The following is a 15,407-nucleotide window of genomic DNA, read 5'->3' on the forward strand; positions in this document are numbered from 1 at the left end:
CCAGCCTGGTCACGACGCAGCCGGTCACGCACGGACGCGGGAGCGCCGAAACGGGCAGCCTGCGCTTCCCGAACGGGCAACGGCATCGGGGTTGGAGGGCTCCCGTCGTCAACTGTTCGTCGGTACCGATCGTGTCGATCCCGATCCTGTCGGCACCGAACGCGTTGTGGCCGAGCGCGTCGTGGTCGGGCCGCTACCCGATGCGTTGAGCGGGGTGACGGACACCGAATAGGTCCGACCCGGGCGCAAACCGATCAAGGTCACGCCCCGGCGGCTTGCTCCGTACTCGGTGTCGCTCGACCTCCAGGTCCGGCCGTCCGCACCATTCTCGGTCCAGGCCAGGCGATAGCTGGTGGCTCCGTTGGCGGCGCCCCAGTGCAGGGCCAGGGTGGTCGTCGTCGGATCGGACAAGCTCATGGACGAGACGGCCGACGGCGGCGATGCCGCGGCGAGCGTGTCCATCGCGCGCTGGGATGTGGGGCCGGCGCCGACGGCGTTGAGCGGTGTGACGGTCACGGTGTACGTGCGACCCGGGCGGAGGCTGATCAGGGTGACGCCCCGACGGTCCGCGCCGTACTCCGTGTCATCCGAGGTCCAGGTCCGGCCGTCGCTGCCGCTCTCGGTCCAGCCGAGCCGGTAGCTCGTTGCCCCGGGGGCCGCGCCCCAGGCCAGGTCCAGCGTGGTGGAGCTCGGGTGAGAGAGGCTCATCGACGTGACGGCGCCGGGCCGTGCGGCGACCGATTTGGAGGTCGTGATGATCGTCGTGGGCGGCCGGCTGGCGTCACGGGAGGTCGGCGGGATGCGGTTCGGCCCCACGCCATTGCCGTTGTTTCGCGTCGGGGCGGTCGTCCCCCCAACGAACGTGACCGTCACCTTCGTCCCGGCGACGACGGCTGCCCGGCACTCGGCTCCGGCAGCGGTTCCGGCGCAGGCTCCCCCCCAGACTGTTGACGAGCCGGCGTCCGGGTGGGCCTGCAACGCGGCGACCGCCCCCGTGATGAACCGTGCGGCACACCGGGTGCGGCCACCGCCACAGGCGATCAGCCCGTCGGAGGTGCCCACCCAGCCACCGGTGGCGGGCACGGTCAGGGTCAACGTCTGCAACGGACCGTTGGTGGGCAGGGATCCGCTGGGCAGGGCGGTGGAGATCGGAAGCGTCTCGGTGATGTCCTCACGGCCGAAGGCGAACCACAAACCCGTTCCCAGCGCGAGCAATCCGACCACGGACGCCGCGGTGATCACCCTGCCCGACACGACCGGCAGCGTTCGCCGGGCCGGGGCGTCCTCGGCGGGACCGAGCGAGCTGAACCGATCCCCCGAGGGGATCACGGTGGTCATCGCACCCACCGGCGGCGGGGTCATCGGCATGATCTCCGGTGCTGTGACGGGCACCTCCGAGGCACCGACCGCGGCACCCGAGGCACCGACCAGGGCTGCGGTGTCCGCAGCGCCGGCCGCACCGACCGGCGCCTGCCCGACCAGGGCGGCCCCGAGCGCGACGGCCAACTGCGGCTGGTGGTCGAGCACCACGGGCCGGCCCAACCGGCTGCCCACCAGTTCACGCACCAGCGGGATCCGGCTCGATCCACCGGCCAGCACCACGGCGGCAAGGTCCGCGGCCGCGACGTCGGCCCGGGCCACGGTGCGTTCCAGGCAGTCGACGGTCAGTTCGAGCGAGGGGCGGATCATCTCCTCGAACTCGCCGCGGCGCAGGACGACGTCCAGACTGGTCCCGGGCAACCGGACCGGGATCACCGCGTCCACGTCGTCCGAGAGCCCTTCCTTGGCCTCGATCGCGGCGCGTCGCAGGGCGAGCAGCGAACTGGCGTCGGCCGTCTCCAGGGCCGAGGTGCGCTCACCGAGAGCGCCCCGCAGATGGCCCAGCACCGCCTCGTCGAAGTCCATGCCGCCGAGGTTCTCGATCCCTTCGGGGGCGCCGACCGGTTCGAACCCGGCCTCGGTGCGCCGCAGCACGGCCGCGTCGAAGGTGCCCCCGCCGAGGTCGTAGACGGCGACGATCTCACCGACGTCGATCCGTTCCGTGCCGGCGAAGTGCAGCGCCGCCGCTTGCGGTTCGGTGATCAGGGTGACCACCGGCAACCCGGCGGCGGCGAACGCACCGACCAGGGCCTCGGTCTTGAACCGGCTCCAGTTGGCCGGATGGCTGACGATCACCTCGTCGGGGGGAGCGCCGCGCAACTCGACGGTGCGCTCGAGCACCCACTGCAGCACCATGGCCATCAGCCGGGGGGCGGGGTAGGGCGACCCGCCGAGCAGCAGTGGAACGCTGTCTCCGACACGGCGTTTGAACTCCCGCGCCACCCGGTCGGGGTGCTCGTGGGCTCGGCGCTCGGCAGTCTCGCCGACCAGGACGGTGCCATCGGGGCGCACCAGGACGACAGTGGGCACCGCCGCGCCGCGGCTGCCCAGTGGCAGGGCCTCCGACGGGCCGCCCGAACAGATGGCGGCAGCGGTACTCGTGGTCCCGATGTCCACCCCCAGGTGATACGGCACGGCGCGCTCCTTCGAACTGGTCATGTTCACAGGGGTCATGAACGGGGTAGATGGGTGCCGAACTCCTCTCGCAGCACCAGGCGGCCGAGCTTGCGGTACTCCTGTTGGACGGCCGTGATCACGTCGGCCATCGACACCGGCCGCCCGGAGGCGGCGCAACGATAGGCGGCGGTGACCGCGACCGACCGGATGTTGCCGCCGGTCAACTCGAACGCCCGTGCGCAGAAGTCGAGGTCCACGTCCTCCCCGATCGGCAGCGGCGCGGTCAGGCAGCGGTGCCACAGCGCGCGTCGTGAGGTCTCGTCCGGGGCCGGGAAGTCGATGATCACATCGAGTCGACGGGTGAAGGCCTCGTCGATGTTGGCCCGCAGGTTCGTCGAGAGCACGGCCAGCCCGTCGAAACTCTCCATGCGCTGCAACAGGAACGCGCTCTCGACGTTGGCGTAGCGGTCGTGGGCGTCGCGCACCTCGCTGCGCTTGCCGAACACCGCGTCGGCCTCGTCGAACAGCAGGACGGCATTCACCCCGGCCGCCTCGCTGAAGATGCGTTCGAGGTTCTTCTCGGTCTCGCCGACGTATTTGTCGACCACGGTGGCCAGGTCGACCTGGTAGAGATCCAGCCCGAGTTCGGCGGCGATCACCTCGGCGGACATGGTCTTGCCGGTGCCGGAATCGCCGGCGAACAGCGCCGTCACCCCGCGGCCCCGACCGCCTCCCGGGCGCATCTTCCAGGTGCCGAGTACCTGATCACGGTGCCGGGCGCGGGCCGCGAGTTCGCGCAGCTGGCCGTGCACGGCGTCCGGCAGCACCAGGTCGACCCACCCGACCATGGGCTCGATGCGATGGGTGAGCCGCTCCAGGCCGGCGGTGTTCTGCGAGCGCGCCCCGGCCTGCAGATCGTTCTCGCCGATCGGCGTCCCGGCGAGATCCGCCGCCAGGCGCGCCGCGGTGACCGCTCGGTCGATCTGGTCCGGTCCGAGATGCAGGTGCACCGGGACGACGACGTCCTGGTCGGCTCCCAGCGCTGTGCGCCAGAGGCGTTCGCGTTCTCGAGGTGCGAGCACCGGCGCTGACACCAGCAGCGGGACGTGCCTGCTCCAGCGGGGGTCCCAGGTGCTCTGCCCGGTGACCAGCACCGGCACCGGCAGCGCTGCCAGGCGGCGCACCAGCCCGGCGTCCACCTCGGCGAGTGCCTCGATCGGACCGGCGATCAGCGCGCCGTCCTGCAGCAGGGCCTCGCGGCCGGCCAGGATCAGCAGCTGCTCGCGCTCACCGGCCGTCGCCAGCTGCGCCAGATCGACGATCACCGCTCGTCGTCCGGCGGCCTGCACCGCCGCGACCGCCACGGCGGTTCCGGTCAGCCGCCCTCGATCGTGCAGGTAGATCAGCCGGACGCCACGCTGCAGTTGGCGGGTCAGCCGATCGGATGCCACGCCGGGCAGCGGCGGCGTGGTGGCGAGCACGTCGCCCACCGCCGCGTCCGGGGTGTCGTCGCCGAGCAAGTGCGCCGTCACGCGGTCCGGTACCCGCAGGGTTCGGCCCAGGAAGGGGCGGTCGGCCTCCTCGACGACGACCAGCCCGTGACGGATCAGGGCTCCGGACGGCGCCAGCCGAGCCCTCGCGCTCGCGGCCGAGGGCGGTACCCCACACAACGCCAGCGCCAGGCCCGGTGTGGCTCGGCGCCGGGTCACGTCGTCGTTGAGCCAGCCGTAGAGTCGCTCCAGCCGACCGTCCAGATCGGGGGCCAGGGCGATGAGCAGGAACTCGACATCCAGTGGCGTCAGGGCCGTGGTGCGCTGCAGCCGGCGCAGCCGCGAGGCAGCTCCGGCGGCCTCGCACGCATCCTGAGCCTGCTCGACGGCCGCCAGATCATCGAGGGACGCCGGGGCCGACGACCCGGACGAGGCCAGGAGCCGGTCGACGTCCTCCTCCGACAGGTACAGCCCGCGGAAAGGGTCCTCGACGGCAGGGTCGTCCAGACGTCGCTGCTCCACCAGGGACCGTACCCGGGCCTCGATCAGACCCAGCCGGGTGGCGAGGTGATCGCCGGCGAGCGTCTCGATCGGCACGGCTCGCGGCGGGGACAGCCCGTGCTCGGTCGTGCTCATGCCGGGTCCTCTCCTCGTCCGGGTGATCCGTCACCCGTCAGGCGACCGCTCCGTTCCTCGACCGCCGGGTTCGGCCCCGCCCCCTCGACGCGCACCTTCGGCGGGCGGGTGACCGCCTTCTCGGCCTCGAATCGGCGACCGGTGTCGATGGGCATGGTCACCACGAGGTCCAGGGACGGCTTGAGCTCACCGCCCAGAGCCGACCAGACGTCGGCGAAGGCCCGATCCTCCGGCGGCGGCAGGCCGATGGTCAGGGCGAACGGCGGGCCGTCCGCCACGCTCTCGGGCAACAGGTCACGCGGGATCGCGTCGTGGCACAGCAATCCCGACAGCAGCGAGGACAGGGTGCGGTGTTCGTCCTCGGGTCGCTGGGTCCACGCGGTGATCAGGTAGGACAACTTGAAGTGACGCGGTGGCAGGCGTCGGGCCACCACCCGGCCGTCGGCGTACTCGTTGATCCGGCCGCGTTCCCGGCGTCGCAGGTCCTCACGGATGTCGTAGAGGTAGACATCCACGGTCGGGGTGTTCCGTCGGCTCGCCCAGTCCTTGGTCGGGGCGTCGAAGACCACTTCGACCTCGGCGGTCACCAGGCCCTCGGTGCGGATCAGGCGACGCAGGGCCTCGTCCACCTCGTAGATCACGTGGCCCGCCTCCCTCCATCGGCTCAGGATCGAGGCGGAGGCCACCGCTGGGGGACGGCCGGCGTGCGGCCGGATGGGCACCATGCCCTGCCCTTTCGGGCGGCCGGATGCACTGCGACTGCTGCGGTGCGCCGTCCTAGGCTCGACTCGGGGACGCGTGGGGAGGCGTGATGGCGGAGGAGGGCTCGAGAATCGTCGACCTCGGCCAGGGTGCGGATCCCGAGCTGACCCTGGGCGGCGTCCGATTCGCGGTCGAACCCGGCGGGCAGGTTCCGGTTCCGATCCAGGTGCGCAACCCGGGCCAGATCGTGGAGTCCTATCGCGTCGACGTCGTCGGGCTCGATCCGCCGTGGTGGCAGGCCGTACCGGGGGAGCTGCGGGTCTACGCCGGCGAGCAGGAGGAGGGCACCGTCGTGTTGTGCCCGCCGGCCGGAGCGGTCGCCGGGTCGGCGCCGTTGCCGTTCGGGGTGCGGGTGTACTCCCTGGTCGACCCCTCCAGATGCGTTGTGGCCGAAGCCGATCTGGAGGTCGGGCGGGTCCTGGATCTGCAGAGCAGTATCGTGCCCATGACCGGTCGGGCGCGCTGGCGCACCACGTTCCGGATCACCTTCGCCAACTGGGGTAACGCTCCGGTACACCTGGTGTTGAAGGCTTCCGATCCCGATGAGCAGTTGGGATTCGCCCTGTCGCAGGACGCGGTCGTGGTGCCGGTCGGCGGCCGGGTCATGGTGCGCTTACAGGTGCGTCCTCGTAAACCGTTCCTGCGCGGCTCGCCGGTGCGGTTGCCGTTCCGCGTGAGTGGCGAGCCGGCGGGATCGGGGCGGCCGCTGGGCACCGGGCGGCCCACAACCACACCAGGCCTGCCCGATCCCACCCGGCCGGTGCTCGAGGCCGCCGTCGATCAGCGCCCGGTGCTCTCGCGCGGGGTGATGACCGCGGCCGTGGCGTTGCTGGTGCCGCTGCTGCTGCTGGGCACCTGGCTGGTTCGGCTGCCAGCCGTCAAGGGTGCCCGCCAGACGGACGCCGCACCCGGGCAGGTCACCCGGGTCACGGCGCGGGGGGTGAGCGCGCAACGGGTGCGGGTGAGCTGGGTCCCCGTCGACCGGGCCACCGGATACCTGGTCAGCCCGGTGGACCCGACCTCGGGTGGGCTCGGTCAGGGGCAACCCGTCGGTGGGGAGGCCACCCAGATCGACGTGGCGGTGCCCGAAGGGTCCGAGCAGGGATGCTTCACGGTGCAGGCCACCCGCGGCAGTGCGGCCGGCGGCCCCGCAGACCCGGTCTGCGCGACGGTGCTCGAGGCATCGCTGACGGCGCCGGCCGGGGTGACGGCCACCGCCAACACGGACGGAACGCTCACGGTGGCCTGGCAGCGGCAGCCGAAGTACGACCACCGAGTGCTCATCGACGGGCTCGTGAACGACGACGTCGTCCGCCCCGGTTCGATGATGCGGACCGACGTGGTTCCCCCACGCGACACCTGCGTGAGCGTTGTCGTGGTGGCCGTATCGGGCGACACGGTCTCGGCCGAGGACGCACCGGGCGCTTCGACCTGCGTTCAGCCGGTCGCGGTGACGACCACTCCGACCACGGCACCGGCACCGGTGCCGGTGCCGGACGGCGGGTCGGACACGACTCCCTCGGTACCGAATGAGTCGACGCCGTTCACTCCCGATCCGATTCCACCCAGCTCGACCCCACCGTCGGAGCCGATCACCAGGACCACCGGCGTACTGCGTCCGTGGGTTGCGCATCTGGGGACGGCCTATCCCGAGGAGGCGCTGGCCCGAGCGGTGCGCGATCAGATCGCTGCGTCGATGCCCGGCGCAACGATTCTGTTGGTGACCGTGGATGACCTACGGGTGAGAACCCCCTACCGCTCCGGGACCTATCTGGTGGTCTACAACGGGTTCGACACCCAGCAACAGGCAGCCGCCTTCTGTCTCTCGACGACGACGGCGCCCACCGGGCTGACGTGCACGCCCTTGGCGACGGGATTCGGGTGATGACGCACTGCCCACCCTCAGCGATGCCAGACGGTGATCTCGCCGATGTCGGTCGAGCCGGCCACGGCGGGGTCGGCCGGGTAGCACGACAGAATCGTGACCCGCACGCCGCTCACGAGCGTCGGCTGAGCGACGCCGAAGCGCTGCAGGTCGGGGACGTCGTCCAGTTGGATCGCCTGGCAGCCGCCGCCGACCCAGTCGAGTCGGATCACCTCCGGTCGCCAGCGGTGCACCCGTTGGCCGTCACCGTCCGGCAGTCCGGCCTCCACGCCGATCTCGCGAACGTCGGCCTCCTCGGCGAAGGTCACCATCAGGCTCGGCCCGACGGCAGAGGTGCTGGCGCACACGGCGTCCGGGTCGATCCGGGTGGTCGTGCCGGGCCAGCGGGGGCTCCAGCCGAGGGCGCGGACGTTGTCGACCGCGGCCGCGGGCTTGCCCTGGGGCTCGGCGCTGGTGGCGGTGAGTCGATCAAGGCGGCCGGTGCCGCGCAGATGCCCTGCCAGGTCGGTCACCCGGCGTACCGGGTGCTGGCCGGTGAGCGCGAGCAGCAGCACGATCAGGGCCGGGACCCCGACCGCAGCCAGAACGCGATAGGCGATGGTGGTGCGGGAGAGCTCCCCGGTATACGGCGTCCTGGGTCCGCCGAGCCACCATGGCCGGGCGTCCCGCGCCGAGGGGCGTGTGGCCTGGGGGCTCGACGTCGGTGTCACGAGCCAGTTTCCGCAGCGGCGGCAGAATCGGCGGTTCGCCTCGTTGCCGGTGCGGCACCAGCCACACACCAGGGCTGGTGTGCCCATCACGCCGACACCAGCGGACGAATCGGGGGCCCGGCTCGGTGTCGGTGTCGCCCGGGGGGTGGGTGTCGCGTGAGGTGTGGGTGCCGCGCGGGGAGTTGCCGTCGACCGAGTGCCGCGGACCGCGTCGGGCTGCGTCTCGGCGACGGCCTGACCGGTCCATCCCAAGAAGGCATCGCAGCCGGAACAGAAACTCGAACCGGCCTGGTTCATCGTGCCGCACGCGGTACAGGCCAGGCTGGACATGCCGGCCACCCCTTCCGAGGAGACCCGTCCCCCACGGGTGCCCTGTCGTCGAGGCTACCCCTGGGTTGCCGCCAGGGGGAGGGGCTTTCAGAGGGGGGTCCGCGGTGACCGCGTGTCATGCCTGTCGTGCCCCGATTGCGGACGACGAGCAGTTCTGTGGCTCCTGTGGCGAGTATCAGAGGTGGGCCTCCGACTCACCTGCGCAGGCACCTGAACCGTCGTCGCGCCCACCGTCGATCGGCGATGCGCTCAGCGCGCTGGACGCCGGACGCCGGCTCGCCGAGCAACTCGAGCGGCCCGATGTCGGCCGGCACCTGCAGTCCGCCCGGCAGCGACTGGCCGAGCAGCTGTTCGCGGTGGCCGTGGTCGGTGAGTTCAAACAGGGCAAGAGCACCTTGCTCAACGCGATCCTGCAGACCGATGTGTGCCCGGTGGACGCCGACATCGTGACCACGGTGCCCACTCTGGTTCGGTGGGCCGACCCGCCGATGGGTGTGGCGCTGCTCGAACCCGAGGCGGCTCACGATGAGGCCGGGGTCGAGGCGCAACCGGGTGTGCCCGAACGGGTTCCCGTGGACGTCGACCGGTTGCGCGACCTGGTGTGCGAGAGCGCAGATCCCGCGTGGCGCCGACGGTTGCGCAGCGTCGAGGTCGGCCTGCCCCACCGGTTGTTGCGCACGGGCCTGTGCCTGGTCGACACGCCGGGCGTCGGCGGTCTGGACTCGGCCCACGGACTGGCCACCCTGGCGGCACTGCACCGGGCTGCAGCGGTCATCTTCGTCACCGACGCCTCGCAGGAACTGACCGCCCCCGAAGTCGACTTCCTGCGCCGTGCCGTCGAGTGCTGCCCGATCGCGGTGTGCGTGGTGACCAAGACCGACCTGTACCCGGAGTGGCAGCGCATGGTCGATCTCGACCGCGAGCACCTGCGCCACGCCGGGCTGGAGCTGCCGGTGATGGCGGTGTCCTCGTTCCTTCGACTACGTGCCTGGCGGACACCGGAACTCAACGACGAGAGCGGATTCGAGTCCTTGTTCGACTGGTTCCGCGATGCCGTGGTGCAGGCCGCGGCGACGTCCGCGGTCGATGCCGCGGCGCGAGACCTGCGCTTCGCTCGCGACCAGCTTGCCGATGAGCTCGAGGCGGAGCAGGAGGTGCTCGCCGCGCCTGAGACCAGCGCCCTGGTGGTCGACCGGCTGCAGCAGGCCTGCGATCGCGCGCAGCGGGTCGCCGGGCAGCACGCGAGCTGGCAACAGATGCTCACTGATGGCATCGAGGATCTGGTCGCCGAGGTCAAACACGATCTCGCCGAACGACTTCGAGTTCTGGCCCGGGATGCCGAGACGGTGGTGGACTCGGGCGACCCGCGGGAAACCTGGCCCGATATCGAACTATGGCTCCAGCGCCGCGTCGTCACGGCCGCCACCGAGAACCAGGCACTGCTGGTGCAGCGTGCTCACGAACTCGCCATGGATGTCGCCCACGAATTCGCCCTCGAATCCGACACCTCGCTCGAGATCGGGCTGACGGCGGCGGCCGATGTGCTGCGCGGGGTGTCCATGAGCCGGCCCGAGGAAGGGCCACCCGTGAAGGGGCAGCATGCGATGCGCGCGGTCATCGCCGGGCGCACCGCCGTGCTGGTGCCGACGATCGTCGCGGGCGCCGCCTCGCTCACCGGCGTGAGCATGCTGGCCTTCGTCCTGGGGCCGCTGGCCCTGGCGGTGGGGGTCGGGATCGGGCGTCGGCTGATCAAGGACGAGGGGGCGCGGCAGTTGGCGTATCGACGCCAGCAGGCCAAGATCGCCATTCGCCGCTACCTCGACGAGGCGATGTTCGTCATCGGCCATGACTGCTCCGATGCCCTGCGCCGCACCCGCCGCGAGCTGCGCGACGAATTCCAGGACCGGGCCGGCGTCCTGGCCGAGTCCTCGCAACGGGCACTCGACCAGGCTCGCCACGCGGCTGCGCTCGAGCCCCGGGCACGCGACCGACGTGCGGTGGAGCTCACCCGGCGCCGAGAGACGATCAGCGGCCTGGGCCGCCGGCTGGAGGCGCAGGGATGACGGATCTGCTCGAGTCGGTGCGCAACCTGCTGGAGTGGGCGCATGGCCAGGCACAGGACGCCGCGACCCAGGCCCGGCTGGTCGACGTCACACGCCGTCTCGACGGCCCGCTGCGCGTGGCCATCGCCGGCCGGGTCAAGGCCGGCAAGTCCACTCTGCTGAACGCCCTCGTGGGGGAGGAGTTGGCCCCCACCGATGCCGGTGAGTGCACCAAGGTGGTGACCTGGTACGTCGGGGCCGAGCGACCACAGGCGATCATCCATCGTCGAGATGGCACGTCCGGCGTGCGGCCGTACCAGCGAGACGGCGGGTCGATCGACGTCGACCTGGGCGTCCCCGTCGAGGCGGTCGACCATCTCGAGATCCGTTGGCCCACCTCGCGTCTGCGCGATGTCACATTGATCGACACACCCGGCATCGCCTCGTTGTCGGCCGAGGTCTCGGCGCGTGCCTCGGTCGTGCTCGGCGGTGAGGGCGGCGGTCCGTCGGTGGCCGATGCCGTGTTGTACCTGCTCCGGCACGCCCATTCCAGCGACGTGCGCTTCTTGGAGGCCTTTCACGACGACGAGTTCGCCCGGGGCAGCCCGGTCAACGCGGTCGGCGTGTTGTCCCGTGCCGACGAGGTCGGCGCCTGTCGGCGCGACGCTCTCGAGGTGGCGGCCCGCATCGCCGCCCGCTACACCACCGATATCCGGATGCGCCGGGTGTGCCCGCTGGTGATCCCCGTCGCGGGGCTGCTGGCGCAGGCCGGCGTGACCCTGCGCGAGGGGGAATTCCGGGCACTGGCCGTGCTGGCTGCTCTGACGCCTCGGCAGACCGACGATCTGATGCTGACGGCCGGCCGGTTCTGCGCGGACGACCACCGGCTGCCGCTCACCTCGCTCGAGCGGCGCCATCTGCTCGACCGCCTCGGTCTGTTCGGCGTGCGCCTCGCCGTCGACCTGGTGCGTGCCGGCCAGACGCCCTCGGCCAACCTGCTGGGACGACGGCTGACCGCCGATGGCGGCCTCGACCGGTTGCGGCAGGTTCTGCTGCACCAGTTCACCGCTCGCAGCCGGGTGCTGCAGGTGCGCTCGGCGCTGGCGGTGCTGCGCGCCGTCGCCGCCTCGCGCGGCGTACGCGATCCGGGGCGCCTGCAGCTCGCGATCGATGAGGTCACCGCCTCGGCCCACGACCTGGTCGAGATCCGGCTGCTGGACGAACTGCGCTCGGGTGTGCTCGCCGTCCGCAGCGATCTCGCCGCCGAGATGGACCGCCTGCTCGGCGGCAGCGGGTACAGCCCCGCCGATCGTCTGGGCCTGCCCCCGGACGCCTCCCGCGACGCCGTGCGCGCCGCGGCCCTGGCCGCACTCGGACACTGGCAACGGCTCGCCGAATCGCCCATCGCCGAACGCACGGTGCGTACCGCGGCCCGGGCGGTGGGCCGCACCTGCGAGGGGATCGTGGCCGGCGCCGGATGATCTGGCCCGCAACGGATCTCGGGACTTCAACCATGCTGGTCAGAGGTCGTGGCTGGTCAGAGGTCGTGGCCGGGCACCAGATCGTCGGTGCCGCCGGTTGCCGAGGATGTCTCGAAGGGGTCGGTGAGCCCGTCGTCGTCGCTGTCGATCGAGAGCGGATTGCTGCCGCGTGCCACCTCGACCCCGTCGGCCAGGCCGTCTGCATCGCTGTCGGCGAGCAGCGGGTCGGTGCCGCCGTGGATCTCGTAGGCATCGCTCAGGCCGTCCTGATCGCTGTCGAGGGTCTCCAACCCGCCGAAGCCGGCCACCCGGGCCGCCGCCGGCACCACGGCGTGACCGGGGTCGCTTCCCGTAGCCACCTCGTAGGCATCGCCCACGGCGTCCCGATCGGTGTCGCCGGACAGCGGATCGGTATGGCTGGTGGCGGTCTCGTAGGCGTCGCTGAGGCCGTCCTTGTCGGAATCGACCAGCGTCGGGTCGGTGCCGAAGTAGGCCTCGAACTGGTCGGTCAGCCCGTCGTGGTCGGTGTCGGCCACGGACGGCGGGGCGCCGGTATCGATGGCGAAGCTGTCGCGCATCACAGCGGTGCTGCCGCCCGCGACGTCCTCGATGTCCGGCAACGGCTGCAGGAAGCCGAAGGGGTTGATCCACTGGCCGTCCTCGCGGATCTGCAGGTGCAGGTGCGGTGGCGTGGTGGCCGCATCGCCGCTCGTGCCCACGCCGCCGATGACCTGACCGGCCTGCACGTGTTGACCGACCTGCAAGTGCGACTGACTGCCCGGCACCAGGTGGGCGTAGTAGTAGTAGCGGCCGTCGTCACCCTGGACACGCACCACGACCCCGCCGATCGAGTTGCTGAAACCTTGGACAACGGTGCCCGAGGCGACGGCGTGGATCGGTGTTCCGCGCGCGGCGAAGATGTCGATGCCCTCATGGTGGCGTCCACCGGCCCGGGCCGCGCCGAAGGTATCGGTGAGCCGGGCATCCGAGACGGGTTGGCAGGTCGGCCCCGAGCCGGATACCCCGGAATAGGTCAGGGCATCGGCCACCGCAGACCCCTGACCCGCCCCCGGGACGGTGCCGATGTGCCCGTCCGCGGCCGCGGCCGCGTCGTCGAGGTAGCGCCGATAGTCCCGGGGGGTGTTGGCATTGGCCGCGTGGGTGACCGACCAGGGTTGCAGGCGTTTGCCCCCGCCGGAGATCTCGTACGCCGCGCGGGCGTTGACCACGGGGTCGTACAGGTCGCCCCAGTGATTGGTGTGCGCATTGAGGTTGATCTGCCACAGACCGCGTGAGTCCTCACCCTGCGTGGCGTGCGCCCGAGGGTTACCGCTCGACTCGGCGAGCGCGATCGCCGTCCAGGTGACGGCGTCCTGCCGTGAGAAGCCGGCCTGGAGCGCAGCCTGGTAGATCTCCAGCGGAGTCAGTCGTTCCATCGCTCGACCCGGATCAGATCAGGCCCTCGCGGACGGCGTAGGCCACCGCGTGCGCCCGATTGCGCAGCTGCAACCGGGTGGTGACATCGTGCAGCACGGCCTTGATCGTCCGTTCGCTGAACGACATCCTCCGGGCGATCTCGCCGGTGTCGAGTCCCTCGGCGACCAGCCTCAGCACCGCGATCTCGCGTTCGCTCAGTCCGTAGAAGGTGAGTCCGCGCGGGGCGAGTACCTGCCGTTGCAGCCGACCGACGTGATCGAGCAGCCGGGCCAGCAGATCGGCCGGTACCTCGCCCTCCCCGGCCCGAACGCGCACGATGGTGCTCACCAGCCGGTCGGCTGTCGCCTCGGCCCGGCGCAGGATTGCCGAGACGCCGGCTTCGGCGGCGGTGATCACCGCCTGCTCGTCCAGCACCGAGGCGATGAGCACGGTCCGGGGGTCGTTGCCGCGTTTCATGGCGCGCAACACCCGTTGAATGTCCTCGTCGACACAGTCCGTGACGACGACCGCCACCTCGGCGGTGTCGAGGTCTGCTTGGCCGACCACCCAGGTCTCGGGCCGTGGCCGCAGTGCACTGGCCACCCCCGCCTGGCTGATCGGATCGTTGGCGTACACATAGACCGGAATGCGCTGGCTCATGACCCACCCCTTGTTGCCGAGCCCGTTCCGATCCCTATTGTCCTGATCGCCCTGCACGTTCCGTCACCGAGGGCTCAACATCCGCTCAACGCGGCGCGACGTGGTTCAGCCGGACGCTGCCACGGTGACCGCCAGCCGACGCACGGCGGTCACGTGCCGCCGGCGCAGCGCCGTGCCGACCGCGGCCGGCAGCTCGACGGTGACGATGGTGCAGGTGGGCAGCAGCCGGTGCAGCCAGGTGGCCATCGAGCCGGGGTAGCGGGGCAGCTGAGCGGCCCGCATGCCGGTCTGACTCGCGTAGGCGCGGCTCACGGCCAGGTCCCCGCCACAGTGGTCCACCACGTTCAGGTGCTGGTGGTAGACGAGCATCGCGTCGGGTTGCGTCTCCTCCATCAGCCCCCGCATCAGCCGGGTCTCGACCTCAGAGGCGTCTCTCGGCCCCGAGTAGTAGACGTCGCCGGGTGTGCCGCGGTGCACCCCACCGGGGAAGTTGCGGTTGAGGTCGACGCCGCGGGCGTTCTGGCGCCGACGCAGCGCGTCGCCGTCCGGGTTCATGGTGGGCACCACGACGAACCGGACGCCGAACGGCGGGGCCTGGGTCAGCAGCGCCTGCGCGATCGGGATACCCGCCGGCTCGCTGCCGTGGATGCTGCCCACCACCAGCACGGTGGCGGCGGCGTTGGCCGGTCCGCGCTGGTGCACCCAGATCGAGCGACCCTGAGTCGAGCGGCCGAGCAGGCGGCGTCCGGGCGCTGGGCCCGTGGGCGCGGCCTCGGCCCGTGCGACGACCGGGTGCGCAACCTCGCTCGCGACGGTCGCCACCCCTGAGAGCAGGCCGACGATCAGCGCTCGGCGGGTCAGGGGTTCGTGCACGCCGTCCCATCGGCGTCGCCGGGCACGGACCTGAGCCGTCACGAGCCTCGGGCTGATCTCGGCCTCGCCTAGGCTCGGGGTATGAGTGCCGCCGAGGATGTCGTGGAGCCGGGTCGCGCAGAGATCGAGGAGATGCTCGAGGAGAACCGCGCCGAACTCGTGGCCGCCGTCGACGGATTGACCGAGGATCAGGCGAGGCGCCGGCTGGTGCCCTCGCTGACCACCCCACTCGGCCTGGTGAAGCACGCTGCCTTCGCCGAACGGGTCTGGTTCGAGGTCACCGTGGCCGGTCGAACCCGCGACGAGGTGGGCCTGCCCGACGACATCGACGAGAGCTTCACCCTGACGGACGACGACACCGTCGCCTCGGCGATCGCCGATTTCCGGGCGGCCTGCGAGAGCTCACGTCGGATCGCGGCTGCCCATCGGTTCGCCGACGAGGTGCCGCATCGCCGCAGGGGTTCGGTCAGCCTGAGATGGATCCACCTGCACCTCATCGAGGAGCTGGCGCGCCACGCCGGCCATGCCGACATCCTGCGGGAGCAGATTCTCGCCGCCGACCCCGGCTGACGAGCGCAATGTGACATCACGCTCGAGCCCGGCGGGCGCAATGTCACATCACGCTC

At 71.4% G+C, this 15,407-nt stretch carries 11 protein-coding genes; 4 read left to right on the top strand and 7 right to left on the bottom strand.

The annotated features are described in order from the left end of the window. Positions 1-108: 108 nt before the first annotated feature. The 3 genes from IPK24_19245 to IPK24_19255 are packed head-to-tail and all read right to left on the bottom strand — an operon-like array spanning position 109 to position 5,263. A complete protein-coding gene (locus IPK24_19245) occupies positions 109-2,538 on the bottom strand; it encodes an Hsp70 family protein (GenBank protein MBK8077643.1) in 2,430 nt (809 codons plus the stop codon). Positions 2,539-2,549: 11 nt separating this feature from the next. Then, positions 2,550-4,622 carry an ATP-binding protein gene (locus IPK24_19250; GenBank protein MBK8077644.1) on the bottom strand — a complete coding sequence of 691 codons (2,073 nt, stop codon included), beginning with the start codon at positions 4,620-4,622 and terminating at the stop codon, positions 2,550-2,552. Continuing rightward, entirely contained in the window at positions 4,619-5,263 is a 645-nt protein-coding gene (locus IPK24_19255; GenBank protein ID MBK8077645.1) for a DUF4255 domain-containing protein, read from the bottom strand. The genes IPK24_19250 and IPK24_19255 overlap by 4 nt, the downstream gene beginning before the upstream one ends. Positions 5,264-5,433: 170 nt before the next feature. Here IPK24_19255 and IPK24_19260 point away from each other — a divergent pair, with 170 nt between their 5' ends. Then, positions 5,434-7,269, top strand: a complete 1,836-nt coding sequence (locus tag IPK24_19260) for a hypothetical protein (protein MBK8077646.1) — start codon at positions 5,434-5,436, stop codon at positions 7,267-7,269. A gap of 17 nt (positions 7,270-7,286) precedes the next feature. Here IPK24_19260 and IPK24_19265 read toward each other — a convergent pair whose 3' ends face one another. Next, entirely contained in the window at positions 7,287-8,309 is a 1,023-nt protein-coding gene (locus IPK24_19265; protein MBK8077647.1) for a hypothetical protein, read from the bottom strand. A gap of 104 nt (positions 8,310-8,413) precedes the next feature. Between IPK24_19265 and IPK24_19270 the strand changes: the two genes are divergently transcribed. Continuing rightward, entirely contained in the window at positions 8,414-10,372 is a 1,959-nt protein-coding gene (locus IPK24_19270; GenBank protein ID MBK8077648.1) for a dynamin family protein, read from the top strand. Beyond that, complete coding sequence (locus IPK24_19275) at positions 10,369-11,832, top strand: dynamin family protein (protein ID MBK8077649.1); 1,464 nt, start codon at positions 10,369-10,371, stop codon at positions 11,830-11,832. Before IPK24_19270 ends, IPK24_19275 begins: the two co-directional genes overlap by 4 nt. A 56-nt stretch (positions 11,833-11,888) precedes the next feature. On the opposite strand, the gene IPK24_19280 is transcribed toward IPK24_19275, so the two are convergent. The 3 genes from IPK24_19280 to IPK24_19290 form a co-directional block, all read right to left on the bottom strand. Continuing rightward, entirely contained in the window at positions 11,889-13,268 is a 1,380-nt protein-coding gene (locus IPK24_19280; GenBank protein MBK8077650.1) for a M23 family metallopeptidase, read from the bottom strand. Between the two features lie 13 nt (positions 13,269-13,281). After that, a complete protein-coding gene (locus IPK24_19285; GenBank protein MBK8077651.1) occupies positions 13,282-13,908 on the bottom strand; it encodes a response regulator transcription factor in 627 nt (208 codons plus the stop codon). Between the two features lie 105 nt (positions 13,909-14,013). After that, positions 14,014-14,823, bottom strand: coding sequence for a DUF2817 domain-containing protein (locus tag IPK24_19290; protein MBK8077652.1), 810 nt, complete (start codon positions 14,821-14,823; stop codon positions 14,014-14,016). Positions 14,824-14,862: 39 nt separating this feature from the next. Between IPK24_19290 and IPK24_19295 the strand changes: the two genes are divergently transcribed. Further along, a complete protein-coding gene (locus tag IPK24_19295) occupies positions 14,863-15,351 on the top strand; it encodes a DinB family protein (protein ID MBK8077653.1) in 489 nt (162 codons plus the stop codon). Positions 15,352-15,407 lie beyond the last annotated feature (56 nt).

The organism is Kineosporiaceae bacterium (genome assembly GCA_016713225.1).
GTDB lineage: Bacteria > Actinomycetota > Actinomycetes > Actinomycetales > Kineosporiaceae > JADJPO01.